The sequence below is a fragment of the Nocardia cyriacigeorgica genome (assembly GCF_029868385.1).
In the GTDB taxonomy this organism is placed as follows: Bacteria; Actinomycetota; Actinomycetes; order Mycobacteriales; family Mycobacteriaceae; genus Nocardia; species Nocardia cyriacigeorgica_F.
In genome coordinates, this window is record NZ_JARWNX010000051.1 from 168,745 (window position 1) to 182,982 (window position 14,238).

12 protein-coding genes and 1 tRNA gene are annotated in these 14,238 nt (G+C 66.9%); 3 read left to right on the plus strand and 10 right to left on the minus strand.

Annotated elements, in window-relative coordinates:
- Window positions 1-153 precede the first annotated feature (153 nt).
- The 3 genes from QH168_RS16140 to QH168_RS16150 all read right to left on the minus strand — a co-directional run bounded on the left by QH168_RS16140 (window position 154) and on the right by QH168_RS16150 (window position 2,645).
- Window positions 154-225: transfer RNA gene (locus QH168_RS16140), tRNA-Gln, on the minus strand.
- Window positions 226-385: 160 nt separating this feature from the next.
- On the minus strand, window positions 386-1,858 hold the full coding sequence (gene gltX / locus QH168_RS16145) for a glutamate--tRNA ligase (RefSeq protein WP_280235465.1): 1,473 nt from the start codon (window positions 1,856-1,858) through the stop codon (window positions 386-388).
- A gap of 13 nt (window positions 1,859-1,871) precedes the next feature.
- Window positions 1,872-2,645 (minus strand): fumarylacetoacetate hydrolase family protein, encoded by a 774-nt coding sequence (locus tag QH168_RS16150; RefSeq protein WP_280235466.1) that lies wholly within the window; start codon window positions 2,643-2,645, stop codon window positions 1,872-1,874.
- 284 nt (window positions 2,646-2,929) lie between these two features.
- On the opposite strand from QH168_RS16150, the gene QH168_RS16155 reads away from it, so the two are divergent.
- Entirely contained in the window at window positions 2,930-4,126 is a 1,197-nt protein-coding gene (locus QH168_RS16155) for an MFS transporter (RefSeq protein ID WP_280235467.1), read from the plus strand.
- A gap of 287 nt (window positions 4,127-4,413) precedes the next feature.
- Here the strand turns inward: QH168_RS16155 and QH168_RS16160 are convergent, their stop codons facing one another.
- Entirely contained in the window at window positions 4,414-5,421 is a 1,008-nt protein-coding gene (locus QH168_RS16160; RefSeq protein WP_280235468.1) for a 3-isopropylmalate dehydrogenase, read from the minus strand.
- Between the two features lie 132 nt (window positions 5,422-5,553).
- Here QH168_RS16160 and QH168_RS16165 point away from each other — a divergent pair, with 132 nt between their 5' ends.
- Window positions 5,554-5,793: a hypothetical protein gene (locus QH168_RS16165; RefSeq protein WP_280235469.1), complete on the plus strand. Its 240-nt coding sequence runs from the start codon at window positions 5,554-5,556 to the stop codon at window positions 5,791-5,793.
- Window positions 5,794-5,872: 79 nt separating this feature from the next.
- On the opposite strand, the gene serA is transcribed toward QH168_RS16165, so the two are convergent.
- Window positions 5,873-7,471 carry a phosphoglycerate dehydrogenase gene (serA, locus tag QH168_RS16170; RefSeq protein WP_280235470.1) on the minus strand — a complete coding sequence of 533 codons (1,599 nt, stop codon included), beginning with the start codon at window positions 7,469-7,471 and terminating at the stop codon, window positions 5,873-5,875.
- Window positions 7,472-8,326: 855 nt separating this feature from the next.
- Here serA and QH168_RS16175 point away from each other — a divergent pair.
- Complete coding sequence (locus QH168_RS16175) at window positions 8,327-9,613, plus strand: APC family permease (RefSeq protein WP_432421106.1); 1,287 nt, start codon at window positions 8,327-8,329, stop codon at window positions 9,611-9,613.
- Between the two features lie 37 nt (window positions 9,614-9,650).
- On the opposite strand, the gene QH168_RS16180 is transcribed toward QH168_RS16175, so the two are convergent.
- From QH168_RS16180 to QH168_RS16200, 5 genes are all read right to left on the minus strand, one after another.
- Window positions 9,651-10,148: a winged helix-turn-helix transcriptional regulator gene (locus QH168_RS16180; RefSeq protein ID WP_280235471.1), complete on the minus strand. Its 498-nt coding sequence runs from the start codon at window positions 10,146-10,148 to the stop codon at window positions 9,651-9,653.
- Window positions 10,149-10,298: 150 nt separating this feature from the next.
- Window positions 10,299-10,502: a cold-shock protein gene (locus QH168_RS16185; protein ID WP_030521844.1), complete on the minus strand. Its 204-nt coding sequence runs from the start codon at window positions 10,500-10,502 to the stop codon at window positions 10,299-10,301.
- A 221-nt stretch (window positions 10,503-10,723) separates the two neighbouring features.
- Window positions 10,724-12,145 (minus strand): vWA domain-containing protein, encoded by a 1,422-nt coding sequence (locus QH168_RS16190; RefSeq protein ID WP_280235472.1) that lies wholly within the window; start codon window positions 12,143-12,145, stop codon window positions 10,724-10,726.
- Window positions 12,146-12,168: 23 nt separating this feature from the next.
- A complete protein-coding gene (locus tag QH168_RS16195; RefSeq protein WP_280235473.1) occupies window positions 12,169-13,053 on the minus strand; it encodes an AAA family ATPase in 885 nt (294 codons plus the stop codon).
- 121 nt (window positions 13,054-13,174) lie between these two features.
- On the minus strand, window positions 13,175-14,149 hold the full coding sequence (locus QH168_RS16200) for a GlxA family transcriptional regulator (protein WP_280235474.1): 975 nt from the start codon (window positions 14,147-14,149) through the stop codon (window positions 13,175-13,177).
- Window positions 14,150-14,238 lie beyond the last annotated feature (89 nt).

A 14,238-nucleotide genomic window follows, 5' to 3' on the forward strand; every position in this document is an offset into this window, starting at 1 on the left:
CGGTCTGATCTCTCGATCAGGCTCGGCAAGCTTAACCGGCCGAAGCTCGGCGACCAAATCGCCTGGATGAGAGTCCGGCGAACCTGCTCGCCGTCGCGAGAGGGTTTCTCCTCGGGCCCGTTCGGGCATGAGTCGAAGCCGGAGCTTTCTCCGCTGGGGTACCAGGACTCGAACCTAGAATGGCTGAACCAGAATCAGCTGTGTTGCCAATTACACCATACCCCAATGACCAGCGCATTCGGCCTCGCGTCTGGGTGACTCCGAGGCCGTGTTCCGGCCGAGAAGAAGAGTACCAAACGACCGGCGGTAAACTACAAATCGCCTGGTCAAAGCCCTGTTTTCGGGCAGTGGGCGGCTGTTCCGAGGCAGCCGCCCACTATCGCGATCAGCTGGCCGAGGTGTGCGCGAGCGCCGCGCGCAACCGGGTCATGGTGCGGTCGCGGCCGAGCAGTTCGAGCGATTCGTAGAGCGGCGGGCTGATATGTGAGCCGGTCACCGCGACCCGCACCGGCGCGAACGCCTTGCGCGGTTTGAGCCCCATATCGTCGATCAGCGCAGTTTTCAGCGCCTCTTCGATAGCGGGGGTGCTCCAGACCGTCAGCGAGTCCAGCGTGGCAATGGCGGCATCCAATACCGGCGCGGCGTCGGCGCCGAGATTCTTCGCGGCCGCGGCGGGGTCGATCGAGAACTGTTCGTCGGAGACGAACAGGAAACGCAGCAGATCCCAGGCGTCGGCCAGGACGACAATCCTGGTCTGCACGAGTTCGGCGGCGGCGGCAAACATCTTCTCGTCGATTTCGGCGCCGATATGTCCGTGTTCGGTGAGGTACTCACGCAAACGGTGGGTGAAATCGCCCACCTCCAGCAAACGGATGTGCTCGGCGTTGAGCGCGTCGGCCTTCTTCTGGTCGAAACGGGCCGGATTCGAATTCACTGTCGAAATGTCGAAGGCCGCGACCATCTCCGCCATGGAGAAGACGTCGCGGTCGTCGGCGATACCCCAACCGAGTAACGCCAGGTAATTCAGCAAACCCTCGGGGATGAAACCGCGGTCCCGGTGGGCGAACAGGTCCGACTCGGGATCACGTTTGGACAGCTTCTTGTTTCCCGGCCCCATCACGAATGGCAGATGACCGAACTCCGGGGTGAATTCCGCGACGCCGATGCGCTGGAGCGCGGCGTAGAGCGCGAGCTGACGCGGGGTCGAGGAGAGCAGGTCTTCGCCGCGCAGCACATGGGTGATGCGCATCATCGCGTCGTCGACGGGGTTGACCAGCGTGTAGAGCGGGGCTCCGGTGCCGCGGGTCAGCGCGAAGTCGGGGACGGTACCGGCCTTGAAGGTGGTTTCCCCGCGCACCAGGTCGTTCCAGGTGAGGTCGGCGTCGGGCATGCGCAACCGGATCACGGGGGCACGGCCCTCGGCGCGGTAGGCCTCGATCTGTTCGGCGGTCAGGTCGCGGTCGTAGTTGTCGTAGCCGAGTTTGGGATCGCGGCCCGCGGCGAGGTGGCGCGCCTCGACTTCGTCCGGCGTGGAGAAGGACTCATAGGCCTCACCGGCTTCCACCAGCCGCCGCACCACGTCCAGGTGCAGATCGCGGCGCTGGGACTGCCGGTAGGGCTCGTAGGGACCGCCGACCTCGGGGCCCTCGTCCCAGGTCAGTCCGAGCCAGCGCAGCGCGTCGATGATCGCGCGGTAGGACTCCTCGGAATCGCGTGCGGCGTCGGTGTCTTCGATGCGGAAGACGAAGCTGCCACCGTGGTGGCGGGCGTATGCCCAGTTGAACAGCGCCGTCCGGATCAGGCCGACATGCGGCGTACCGGTGGGTGACGGGCAGAAACGGACCCGTACTTCAGTCATGGCTCTCTTTCGATCAGCGTTTGGCGGCAACAGGATTGGTGAGCGTACCGATGCCCGACACGGTGACGGCGACGTTCTGCCCCGCGACCATCGGGCCGACGCCCTCCGGGGTGCCGGTGAGGATGACATCGCCCGGCAGCAGGGTCATCACGGTGGTCACCCATTCGATGAGCTTCGGAATATCGTGCAGCAGAAGCGAAGTGCGGCTGCGTTGACGCACCTCACCGTCGAGTTCGGTGACGATCTCCAGATCCGCGGGGTCGAGCTGGGTTTCGATCCACGGGCCGAGCGGGCAGAAGCTGTCGTAGCCCTTGGCGCGGGTCCATTGGCCGTCGTGGCGCTGTTGGTCACGTGCGGTGACATCGTTGGCGACGGTATAGCCGAGGATCACATCGTGCGCGCGGGCGGCGGGCACATCCTTGCAGGGGCGGCCGATGACGATGGCGAGTTCGCCCTCGTAGTCGACCTGAGAGGAGCTGGGCGGCAGGATGATCGGCGCATTGGGCCCGACGATGGCGGTGCTCGGCTTCATGAAGATGACCGGATCGGCGGGCGCGGTGCCGCCCATTTCGGCGGCGTGTGCGGCGTAGTTCTTGCCGATGCAGATCACCTTGCTGGCCAGGATCGGCGCGAGCAGGCGCACATCGGCCAGCGGCCAGCTGCGCCCGGTGAACGTCGGGGTGCCGAAGGGGTGTTCGGCGATCTCCTTGGCGATGCTGTCACCACCGTCACCCTCGATGCTGACGAAAGCGACTCCATCCGGACTGGCAACTCGACCTAGACGCATAGTCGGAGTCTATCCACCCGGTTCCACCTGCCCGAACGCACCCGACCGGGCGGTCTGACGCCACCCCTCGGGGGGTCGTGTCGAGTCCTCCACAGCGCCGACGGCCCACGGCCGAATCCCGGGCGTGCGCGATGCCACGGGCGCGGGTGGGTGGCGCGAGATGTGAGCCGTCGGACATCGATATCGGTTCGACCGGCACCGTCACCGGGTGTACGGTAGCCCACAGATGTTCATTCCTTGAGATATTAGTTCCACATATTGAGATTTCGAGAGGTGGGCCACCGATGGGTGTGAACGCTGCCGTAGCAACCGGACCGCAGGTCGACGCGTTCCGACGGTGGTCGATGCTCGGTCTCGGCGTCTTCGCGCAAGCGTCCAGCGCGGTTTTCGTGCACGGTGTCCCGTTTCTACTGCCCGCGCTGACCGCTGGTGGTATGCCGTTGGCCACGGCCGGTCTGCTGGTCGCCATGCCGACCGTCGGCCTGGTCTGCACGCTGATCGCCTGGGGTTATGTGGTCGACCGGATCGGCGAGCGCAAGGTTCTGGTCGGCGGGCCGCTGCTGATGTTCGTCGCCGGCACGGCAGCGGCGAGCACCTCGAGCTATCCGGCGTTGGGTGTGCTGCTGCTGCTCGGCGGCGTCGGTGCGGCGAGTACCAATGGCGCCAGCGGCCGGGTGATCGTCGGCTGGTTCCCGCCACATCGGCGTGGGCTCGCCATGGGTATCCGGCAGACCGCGCAGCCGTTGGGCGTCGGCATCGGCGCGGTGGCGATTCCGGCGGTGGCCGCCGCGCACGGGGTCGCAACGGCGATTCTGGTGCCCGCGCTCATGGCGGCGGTCGCCGCGGTGGGCTGTCTGGCCGGGATCGTCGATCCGCCCCGCCCGGCGGGTTCGGCCGCCGACCGGGCGAATCCGTATCGCGGCAGCACCACCCTGCCGCGCATCCACGTGGTCTCGATCCTGCTGGTGTTCCCGCAGGCGACGGTGTGGACATTCGCCCTGCTGTGGCTGCACCGGGATATCGGCTGGTCGCTGCCGATGGCCGGGGTGCTGGTCACCGTGACCCAATTGCTGGGCGCCGCGGGCCGGATCGGTGCGGGCGCGTGGTCGGACCGGGTGGGCAGTCGGTTGGGACCATTGCGGTCGGTCGCCATCGCCGCGGTTCTGACGATGGCCGCGCTGGCGCTGGCCGCGTGGGCCGAATGGTGGTGGCTGGCCATTCCGCTACTGGTGATCGCCTCGGTGGTCACGGTGTCCGATAACGGGCTGGCCTTCACCGCGGTCGCCGAGATCGCCGGCCCGTATTGGAGTGGGCGCGGGCTCGGCATCCAGAACACCGGCCAGAACCTGGTACTGGCAGCGGTGCCGCCGGTCTTCGGCGCCCTGATCACCTACGCCGGTTTCCCGGCCACCTACCTGGCCGCGGCCGCGCTTGCGGTCATCGCGATTCCCTTGGTGCCCAAGGACTCCCCCACCCGGTGAGCCGGAACAGCCCGCCGCGGGCCCGGTTTCGGCGATCACCTGTCATCAGGATCGCAAGCGCCTCCGATTGGACAGCGCATGGCGAGTTCGGTCCGCGAACCATGGTTCGCTCGGCCCGGCGCCCAGACCCGGTCGAGCGCGACCCGGCAGGCAGAACACCCGCACTCCACCGGACACCAGGTAGAACGCCCGCACTCCACCGAACATCAGGCACAAGCCCCGCAGCGAGCACCACGCAGAAGGCCCCGCACTCGAGCGAGCACGGGGCCTTCGGAAAACGCTGTGGCTCAGACCGCGGCAGCGATCCGATCCCCGACCTCCACGGTCGAGGCGGCGCCGGTACGCGAGGCCAGATCCTTGGCCACCGCGGCCTCGACCCTTGCGGCGGCCTCGGTGTCGCCGAGGTGGTTCAGCAGCAGCGACAGCGACAGGATCGCGGCAGTCGGGTCGGCCTTGGACTGGCCGGCAATATCCGGGGCGCTGCCGTGCACCGGCTCGAACATGCTCGGGTTGGTGCCGGAGGCGTCGATATTGCCGCTGGCCGCGAGGCCGATGCCACCGCTCACCGCGGCCGCCAGATCGGTGATGATGTCGCCGAACAGGTTGTCGGTGACGATCACATCGAAGCGGCCCGGATCGTTGACCATATGGATGGTAGCGGCGTCGATGTGCTGGTAGGCGACCTCGACATCACCGAATTCGGTGCCGACCTCGTCGACGGTGCGCTGCCACAGCGATCCGGCGAAGCTCAGCACATTCGTCTTGTGCACCAGGGTCAGATGCTTACGGCGTTGTTGTGCCTTGGCGAAGGCGTAGCGCACGACCCGCTCGATACCGAACCGGGTGTTGGTGCTGACCTCGGTGGCGACCTCGTGCGGGGTCTGCACGCGGATGGCGCCGCCGGTGCCGGTGTAGGGGCCTTCGGTGCCCTCACGGACGACGACGAAGTCGATCTCGGGGTTGCCGGCGAGCGGGCTGGTGACACCGGGGAACAGCTTAGACGGCCGCAGGTTCACGTGATGGTCGAGCGCGAACCTGGTGTGCAGCAGCAGACCACGCTCGAGCACACCGCTGGGCACCGACGGGTCGCCGATGGCGCCGAGCAGGATCGCGTCGTGCTGCTTCAGTTCGGGCAGCACCGACTCGGGCAGGATCTCGCCGGTGCGGTGGTACCGCTTGGCACCCAGGTCGTATTCGGTCTTCTCGACCCCCGGCGACACCACATCGAGCACCTTGAGGGCCTCGGCGATGACTTCGGGACCGATACCGTCGCCCGGGATGACAGCGAGTTTCATGAAAGCAGTGCTCCGTTTCCGATGATGGCGCCCGTGAACATCGCAACGATAGCCGGTGCCCCGAACCCGGCCGCGACCAGGGCGAACTCTCCCGAACAGTGGGATTGCGGCGCCCGTGGGTAGCCTCGGCGCATGTTCGGAAACAGCGGGCTCGAGCACCGGATCGGCCGGATCGAGCGAAAGATCGACCTGATCATGCACCATCTGGGTATCGAGGACCCGGCATCGACCATCGCCTACACCGAGATCGACGCATTGCTCGCCCGGGGCAAGACGATCCAGGCGATCAAGCTGTACCGCGATCTGCACCCGGAGGTGGGCCTGGCGGAAGCGAAGGCGGCGGTGGAAGCACGCGACGGATACGAGCACTAGACCCGAACGACCGAGCCCCGCTCCCTAATGGGGAACGGGGCTCGGTACGTCGAGTTCGCTGTGCGGTGAACCCGCTGGCTCAGAACAGATCGACCAGCACGACCTTGGTGGCGCCGACCGATTCGCGGATCGCGTTCTGCACCTCGGCGGAAACCTCCTTGCCGACGCGCAGCATCACGGTGGCGCCTTCCTTGTCCACGTCCTGGGTCAGCTGTGCGGCCAGGATGTCGACCTCGGCCTCGCCGAGCTTCATGCCGATCTTGCCCAGCGCGCCCGGCTTGTCCTCGTAGTTGAGCACGGCCAGGTTCAGGCCCTCGGCGCGCATATCGTAGTTGCGGCCGTTGATGTTGACGATCTTCTCCACCTGGGCGGGCTCGGTCAGCGTGCCCGCCACATTGAGGGTGCGGCCGTCGCCGAATACGGCGCGCAGGTCGACGACGCTGCGGTGGCTCGGGCTCTCCGACACGGTGGTGACCTCCGCGGTGATGCCACGCTCGGTGGCCAGCGCGGGCGCGTTGACGAAGGTCACCTGATCCTCGACCTGCGCGGAGAAGACACCTCGCAGCGCGGACAGTTCCAGCACGCCGACCTCGCTGGCGGCCAGCTCGCCGCGCACCTGGATCTCCAGGCTCACCGGCAGCTCGTCCGACAGCGCGCCGAGCAGGGCACCCTGCTTGCGCACGATGTCCAGCCACGGGGCGACCTCATCGCCGACGACGCCACCGGTGACGTTCACCGCGCCGGGCACGAACTCGCCCGCCAGCGCCAGCAGCACCGACTTGGCGACATCGGTGCCCGCGCGATCCTGCGCCTCGGAGGTGGAGGCACCCAGGTGCGGGGTCACCACGACCTGCGGCAGCTCGAACAGCGGGCTGTCGGTGCAGGGCTCGGTCTCGAACACGTCGAGGCCGGCGGCGCGCACGTGGCCGGACTTGATGGCGTCGGCGAGCGCCTGCTCGTCGATCAGGCCACCGCGGGCGGCGTTGACGATGATGACGCCCGGTTTGGTGAGCGCCAGCTTCTCCTTGCTCAACAGCCCCTTGGTCTCCGGGGTCTTGGGCAAGTGCACCGAGATGAGGTCGGCGCGGCCGAGCAGCTCCTCCAGCGTCACCAGCTCGATACCGAGCTGAGCGGCGCGGGCCGGGGAGACGTAGGGGTCGTAGGCGATGACGTGGGTCTCGAAGGCCGCGAGGCGGGCCGCGAACAGCTGGCCGATGCGACCGAGCCCGACAACGCCGACGGTCTTGCCGAAGATCTCGACACCGTTGAACTTGCTGCGCTGCCAGGTGCGCTCACGCAGGGTGGCGTCGGCGGCGGGCACCTGGCGGGCCGCGGCAAGCATCAGCGTGACGGCGTGCTCGGCGGCGGTGTGGATATTGGAGGTCGGCGCGTTGACGACCATGACGCCGCGTTCGGTGGCGGCGGGCACGTCGACGTTGTCGAGGCCGACGCCGGCGCGGGCGACGATCTTCAGGTTCTTACCGGCTTCCAGCACCTCGGCGTCGACCGTGGTGGCCGAACGCACCAGCAGCGCATCGGCCTCGGGAACCGCGGCCAGCAGCGCCGGACGGTCGGGACCGTCGACCCAGCGGACCTCGACACCGTCACCGAGCGCGTCGACGGTCGACTGGGCGAGCTTGTCGGCGATCAGAACTACAGGACGGCCTGCTTGGCTCACTGTGGGTTACTCCTGGGGAAGAAAGGGGGGCGGCAGTTACCGGGGTCAAGCTTAGTTGGCCGGATTTCCGCGCCCCCTACCGCCTGGTAGGCGGCTGTCCTCAGTCGAGCGGGTGGGCAGGATCGGAGGGCGTTTCTCGTCCGGACACGGACCTGCCCCGGTCTCTACGAGGAAGACCGGGGCAGGAGTCTGGTCGCGTCCGCGACCGCAGCGTGTGATCAGCCGCCGAACGAGCCCGTCCACAGGGTGTTCACCAGGCCGTGCAGGGCCGCACCCAGGGTGTCGAAAAGACCGTTCGCGGCGGCGCTACCGGTGTCGATGATAACGGGGATCATGAAATACCTCTCGTCGAAATTCAATCCAGTGGAACTGGCTGACACATGACTCATCGAGGGGTGACGAGAATCGGTTACGGGAAATCACGATTTAGTGACACAGGACACAAACACCAGCGCCATGTGAGCCGAACCGCCGTCACGCAGGGCTTCTATCAGGCAAAACATGCGATCGATCCGGTCACGGGGAGGTCACGACACCGCCGTGCGGCATGCAGCCGGATAAACCTGAGAATTTACTTAGAATGCCCTGCGCGATTTCGCGAGTAATACACCGAGATGAGCGGTCACCCGGATACGCGACGCCCGCCGATCGCAAAACAATTAGCAGGAACTATTCTCCTCGAAATTGCGACCCGGCCACACTCGTCGCAATGACGGCGGTAGCGCGGACGGCCGCATGGGTGCGAGAGACCATCGCCGCGACGACAGCGGCCGAGGCCGATATCGGCTCGCCCGGCATCAGCGCACCGCGCTGATTAGGGTGAGCGACGATTCAGGACCGCACCCAGGAGTCGCCGTGCCCACCTCCGGTTCCTCCGGCCAGCCGCAGCCGGACCGCCTGCGCAGACGGTTGGGTGTGGGCGACGCCGTACTGATCGGACTGGGCTCGATGATCGGCGCTGGCATTTTCGCCGCCCTGGCACCGGCCGCGAAAGCCGCGGGTAGCGGACTACTGCTCGGACTGGCCGTCGCGGCGGTTGTTGCCTATTGCAACGCCACTTCTTCGGCGCGGCTGGCCGCCCGCTATCCCGACTCCGGCGGCACCTATGTCTACGGCCGCGAACGGCTCGGCACGTTCTGGGGCTATCTGGCCGGGTGGAGTTTCGTGGTCGGCAAAACCGCGTCATGCGCGGCGATGGCGCTGACGGTTGGCACGTATGTGTGGCCCGGCCATGCGCACGCGGTGGGAGTCGCCGCCGTGGTGGCGTTGACGACGGTGAACTATCTCGGCGTCCAGAAGTCCGCGGCATCGACGAGAGTGATCGTCGCCATCGTCCTCGCGGTGCTGGCTGCGGTGGTCATCGCCACTGCCACGTCCGCAGAGGCGGATCCGCAACGACTCGAATTCGGCGCCGACATCACCGTCGGCGGCGTCCTCCAGGCCGCCGGCCTACTGTTCTTCGCCTTCGCGGGCTACGCCAGGATCGCCACACTCGGTGAGGAGGTTCGCGACCCGGCCCGCACCATTCCCCGCGCCATTCCGCTCGCGCTGGCGATCGCCCTCATCGTGTACGCCGCGGTGGCGGTGGCGGTCCTGCTGGTGCTCGGCCCGCAACGTCTCGCCGAATCCGCCGCCCCGCTGTCGACCGCGGTGCAGGTGGCCGGCGCCGATCGGTTGTCTCCCCTGGTTCGAGCAGGCGCCGCCGTCGCCGCGCTCGGATCGCTGCTCGCCCTGATCCTCGGGGTCTCCCGGACCACATTGGCCATGGCACGCGACCGCTATCTACCGCCTGCACTCACCGCAATCCATCCCCGGACCGGCGTTCCGCATCACGCCGAAATCGCCGTGGGCGCAATCGTTGCCGTAGCCGTGGCGGTGGCCGATCTCCGTACCGCCATCGGTTTCTCATCCTTCGGCGTGCTGGTCTACTACGCCATCGCCAACGCCTCAGCCGCGACCCTCCGACCGGACGAGGGGCGCCCGCCACGCCTCATCCCCGCGTTCGGCATGATCGGCTGCCTGGTCCTGGCGTGCACTCTCCCCGCAGACGCCGTCATCGCGGGCGCGGCGGTGACGGCCGTCGGGGCGGTCACCTACCTGCTCCGACGCGGGGCCGCCGCGCCGGATCGGCCCGAAGCCTGACGCTTTCGCGCACAAGGAATCGGCCACGGGTCATGGCTCAGCTCTCCGCACGCACAGCGGCCGCATATGCGGCGGCCAGGCGTTCACTAGCGCGCGCCACAGTCGGATCGGGTCGTGGCGTCCCGAGATGCAGCTCCCGCAGCTCGTCCATGAACTCCCGCCACAGCTGCGGTCCGCCCTCTTCCAGCAGCTGCGCGCGAACCCTCAGCCGATGGGTGGTCTCGCGGTGCCGCAGCCCCCATGACCCCAGCTGGGCCATGATCGGCACCAGTTCGATGGCGGCTTCGGTGAGCCGATATTCGGCTTTACGTCCGGGGCCGGCGTCTTCCCGGCTGAGGAGTCCGGCGGCCACCAGCCGTTTGAGCCGGTCGGAGAGGATATTGGATGCGATGCCCTCCTCGGATCCGGCCAGGAGTTCACGAAAGTGGCGGCGGTTGCCGAACATCACATCGCGCAGCACCAGCAGTGTCCAGCGGTCGCCGATCACCTCGATGGTCGCGTTGATCGGGCAGCCCGAGCGTCCGTCCTCACGCATATCGTCCTCTTCCGTTCAGCCCTGCCGATTGCAATATACAACCGGTGGCACGATGCGTCTCGACGCACTGCTGCACACTGGGCAGCGACTGCTCCGAAAAAGGGGCAAGCCCCGCACCGTACGGTGCGGGGCTTGCGAAAGTCACGCTGTTCAGATAGCGCGGACGTCCTGAGCCTGCGGGCCCTTCTGGCCCTGCCCGATCTCGAACTCCACACGCTGACCCTCTTCGAGGGTCCGGAAACCCGACCCGGAAACTGCCGAGTAATGCACGAAGACGTCAGGGCCGCCCCCGTCTTGCGCGATAAAGCCGAAGCCCTTTTCGCTGTTGAACCACTTCACGCTGCCTTGAGCCATGTTCTGTACTTCATACTTCCTGTAGATGAGCCGAGCAAATGTCAAGCCCGGTCTCGCCTACAACGATGCCATGGTTTCCACGATTCCTCCACACCTGAAAGAGACAACTGTGAGGTAACTATCGCCCACAACATTCCACTATGGAGTGTGGACAATTGCCCAGGTTACGGGGGTGTCACGGCGTACAGCGCCGCCGGATGATCACGTGTGCCACCCATCGGTCAGGCGGGCAACAGGCGCGATACGACCTCCGTCAACTGGACCACATTCCTGCATTCGTGCATCGTGATGCGCTCCGCGTACACCTGGGCCGCGGAGTCCCCCGATGACCACGAACGGGCGGGTTCGGGGTTCAGCCAGTAGGCATGCTTCGCCCTCTCGACCATGAGCTGTAAGGCGGCGAGGTTGGGGTCGGTGCGGTTGGTTCGGGCGTCACCGAGGATGAGCAGGGAGGTTCGGGGACCCAAGGCGTCGAGGTGGTCGTGGACGAAACCCGCGAAGGCCTCGCCATAGTTGCTGCTGCCGAAGCGGGTCACGCCGGATTCGCCGATGATGCGGGCGGTCAGGTCCGCGGTGGGTGGGGTGCCGGGAATGAACCAGGGGGTGATCTCGGCGCAGGTGTCGATGAAACCGAAACTGCGGACCCGACTGAACTGGTCTTGTAAGGCTTGGACCAGGTGCAGGGTGAATTCGGCGAAGCCGGTGACGGAGCCGGAGAGATCGGCTACCACCACCAGATCGGGGCGGCCCTGTCGGCGAGCGCGGAGGACGGGGTCGATGGGAACGCCACCGGTGGACATGGAACTGCGAAGGGTGCGGCGCAGGTCGATCCGGCCGCGGACCGATCTGCGGCGGCGGACGGCGAGGCGGGTGGCGAGTTTGCGGGCCAATGGATGGACGAGGCGGCGCATCTCGGCCATGTCCTGTTCGCGGGCACCGAGGAAATCAATGCGGTCGGTGCTGGATTCGACGCCGCGGCGGGCGATGTAATCGGTGCCGCGGAGATCGGCGGAGCGGATACGGGCCTCGGTTTGCAGGGCCGTGCGGAAGGCGCGCAGACGGCGGTCGGCCTCGATGGTGTACACGGCGGTGTCGAATTCGCCGGTGGGGGCGCCCATTCGGGAGACGATGCGCTGCACCAGATCCTCGGGACTCAACGCCCTCGAGGTCAGATACGACGACCAGCCCGCACCGGACGCCGTGGTGACGACACCTGAGGCGCCCGCGCCCTGTCCCCCGCTGCCGTATCCGCCGAGTTCGGTGAGGGCGCGGCGAGCGAGTTCGGTTGCCGCGTCGGGGTTGTCGGCGGCGAGAGTGCTGACGAGTTCCTCGCGCAAGGATTCGATGGCGGCGGAATTCGGTTCGCGCACTTCGCCGAATCCGGCACGACCGAGGAAGTAGAGGTCGAAGAGTTGGTCGAAGACCGAGCGTTGGCCGTTGCGACGCAGCAGAGTCGCGGCGAGACCGGAGCGCAGCCGGTCGGGATCGTCGGTACCGAGCGCGACGATCGCCTCGGCGGCGTCGATGGTTTCGCTGGGGCCCGCGTTGATGCCGTATTCGCGCAGCACGGTGACGAAGCCGACGAGGCGGTCGGTCATCGGTTCCTCGCCCGTGCCGAGCACACCGGATCGTGGTGAGGTCATCGGCTACGACTCCCCCGGCGCCGTCACGGCGAATCCACCGGGTCCGGTGCGTCCAGCTCCAGCTTCCGCACCGCCAGCCGATGATCGGACTGATGCTTCAACAGCACACCGAGCGTCGAGCGCACCACACCGCCGGTGAGCCGCCGCGCCCCCAACGCGACCAGTGTCCTGGCCCAATCGACGGTCTCCGCGACCGACGGTGCCTTCCGCAACGGCAATTGCCGGAGTGCGCCGACTGTGCGGACGACCGGTTCGGCCAGCGCGGCATCCAGTTCGGGTACCCGCAACCGCACGATGGCGCGTTCCAGTTCGGCGGTCGGATAGTCGATATGCAGATACAGGCAGCGCCGCTTCAATGCCTCGGAGAGTTCGCGGTTGGCATTGGAGGTCAGCAGGACGAAGGGCTTGCGGACGGCGGTGACGGTACCGAGTTCGGGGATGCTGACCTGGTAGTCGCCGAGGACCTCGAGCAACAACCCCTCGAGTTCCACATCCGCCTTGTCGAGTTCGTCGATGAGCAGCACGGTGGGGTCCGGATTGCGGATGGCGGCCAGCAGCGGACGCGAGAGCAGGAACTCCTCGGTGAAGACATGCTCGCGCGTGCTGTCCCAGCCCTCACCATCGGTGGCCGTGATGCGCAGTAACTGCTTGGCGTGGTTCCACTCGTAGAGTGCACGCGCCTCATCGATGCCCTCGTAGCACTGCAACCGGATCAGCTCGGCGGCGCCGGTGGCGGCGATGGCCTTGGCCAGTTCGGTCTTGCCGACACCGGCGGGCCCCTCGATGAGCAGCGGTTTGCCCAGATGCCCTGCCAGGAACACCGCGGTGGCGATATCGGTGGACGGCAGATAACCGACATCGGTCAACCGGCGGGTCACCTCATCCACCGAGGCAAAGAAGTTACTCATCGGTAGACAGTGTAAGTCGCAATCCCCCCGCCCAGCCGGGTGCCGTACCCGCGCGAGTGGCACCCGGCTGCGACGAACAGAGAGACGACCCCGCGCTCAGGTACCACTCGCGACCTCGCGATCACCACGGGAGTGGGGATGCGCGCAGTTCGGCGATCGATATACCGCGGCGTCGTTTCACCAGGCCACGTAAGGTTCCGGCGTTCAGGTAGCCGACCCGCGCCGCGACCGCGTCCAGGGTGAGGTCGGTCGTGCGCAGCAGGTGCGCGGCTCGTTCCAAGCGGATGTCGTTGACGAAATCGCGTGGTGACATGCCCAGCTCGGCGTGGGTGGCGCGTTGCAGGCTGCGTTCGGTGAAGCCGAGCGCCTGGGCGGCGGTGGAGATCAGGAACTGTTCGGCCAGATGGTCGCGCACCCAGCGTTCGAACGCGGCGGTCACCGAATTACCACGGGCGATGACCTCGGCCACCGCGACCTCACGCTGATTTCGCCGATTCCCCGCGACCAGATACCGGCTGGCGAGTTCGGCCAGCGCGGGACTGGCCGAATGCACCAGCGCCAGTGCGAGATCCATATGCGATAGCGAGGCGCCCGCCGTGCTGACCCGCGGGCCACGGCACAGGATCCGGCTCTCGTCCAGCGCGACCTGCGGATAGCGGCGGCGGAAGGTGGGTCCGAGCCACCAGCTGGTGGTGGCCGACGAGCCGTCGAGCACACCCGCTTCGGCAAGGAAGAACGTGCCCGAGCAGGCGCCCGCGACGTGTGTGCCACTGTCGTGCACCTGCCGGATCCGGTCGAGTACCGGACGGCTGCGCGCCGAGGACACGAGTTCGACCAGCGGCTCGGGATCCACGACCTGCACGGCGGGCACGATCATCATGTCGGGTTGGACATCGCTGCCGAGCAGCGGCGTCGTCGGGATGATGTGCCCGTTGCCGGAGGTCACACTGTCGCCGAACGACAGCGTGCGCACCCGCCACGGTTCGGGCGGGGCTTCCAGCTGGCCGCGGGCGGCATTGGCGGTATTGAACGTCTCCAGCAATGCGGCGAGACCGAAGTCCGCTACGCCGTCGATCACGAACACTCCGACATCCATGTCGGGAATGGTACTGAAGATGTCGTTTCCGACACTCGGTAATCGTCTACCAGCAACATATTGTCACTATTTGTGACGTCTCGCACAGC

Bases quoted from the DNA above. Each gene is read 5' to 3' on its own strand.
- gltX (WP_280235465.1), bottom strand. From the start codon at position 1,858: ATGACTGAAGTACGGGTCCGTTTCTGCCCGTCACCCACCGGTACGCCG.
- QH168_RS16180 (WP_280235471.1), bottom strand. From the start codon at position 10,148: ATGCGTGAGGACGGACGCTCGGGCTGCCCGATCAACGCGACCATCGAG.
- QH168_RS16190 (WP_280235472.1), bottom strand. From the start codon at position 12,145: ATGACCTCACCACGATCCGGTGTGCTCGGCACGGGCGAGGAACCGATG.
- QH168_RS16200 (WP_280235474.1), bottom strand. From the start codon at position 14,149: ATGGATGTCGGAGTGTTCGTGATCGACGGCGTAGCGGACTTCGGTCTC.
- QH168_RS16195 (WP_280235473.1), bottom strand. From the start codon at position 13,053: ATGAGTAACTTCTTTGCCTCGGTGGATGAGGTGACCCGCCGGTTGACC.
- QH168_RS16150 (WP_280235466.1), bottom strand. From the start codon at position 2,645: ATGCGTCTAGGTCGAGTTGCCAGTCCGGATGGAGTCGCTTTCGTCAGC.
- QH168_RS16155 (WP_280235467.1), top strand. From the start codon at position 2,930: ATGGGTGTGAACGCTGCCGTAGCAACCGGACCGCAGGTCGACGCGTTC.
- QH168_RS16185 (WP_030521844.1), bottom strand. From the start codon at position 10,502: ATGGCTCAAGGCAGCGTGAAGTGGTTCAACAGCGAAAAGGGCTTCGGC.
- QH168_RS16160 (WP_280235468.1), bottom strand. From the start codon at position 5,421: ATGAAACTCGCTGTCATCCCGGGCGACGGTATCGGTCCCGAAGTCATC.
- QH168_RS16165 (WP_280235469.1), top strand. From the start codon at position 5,554: ATGTTCGGAAACAGCGGGCTCGAGCACCGGATCGGCCGGATCGAGCGA.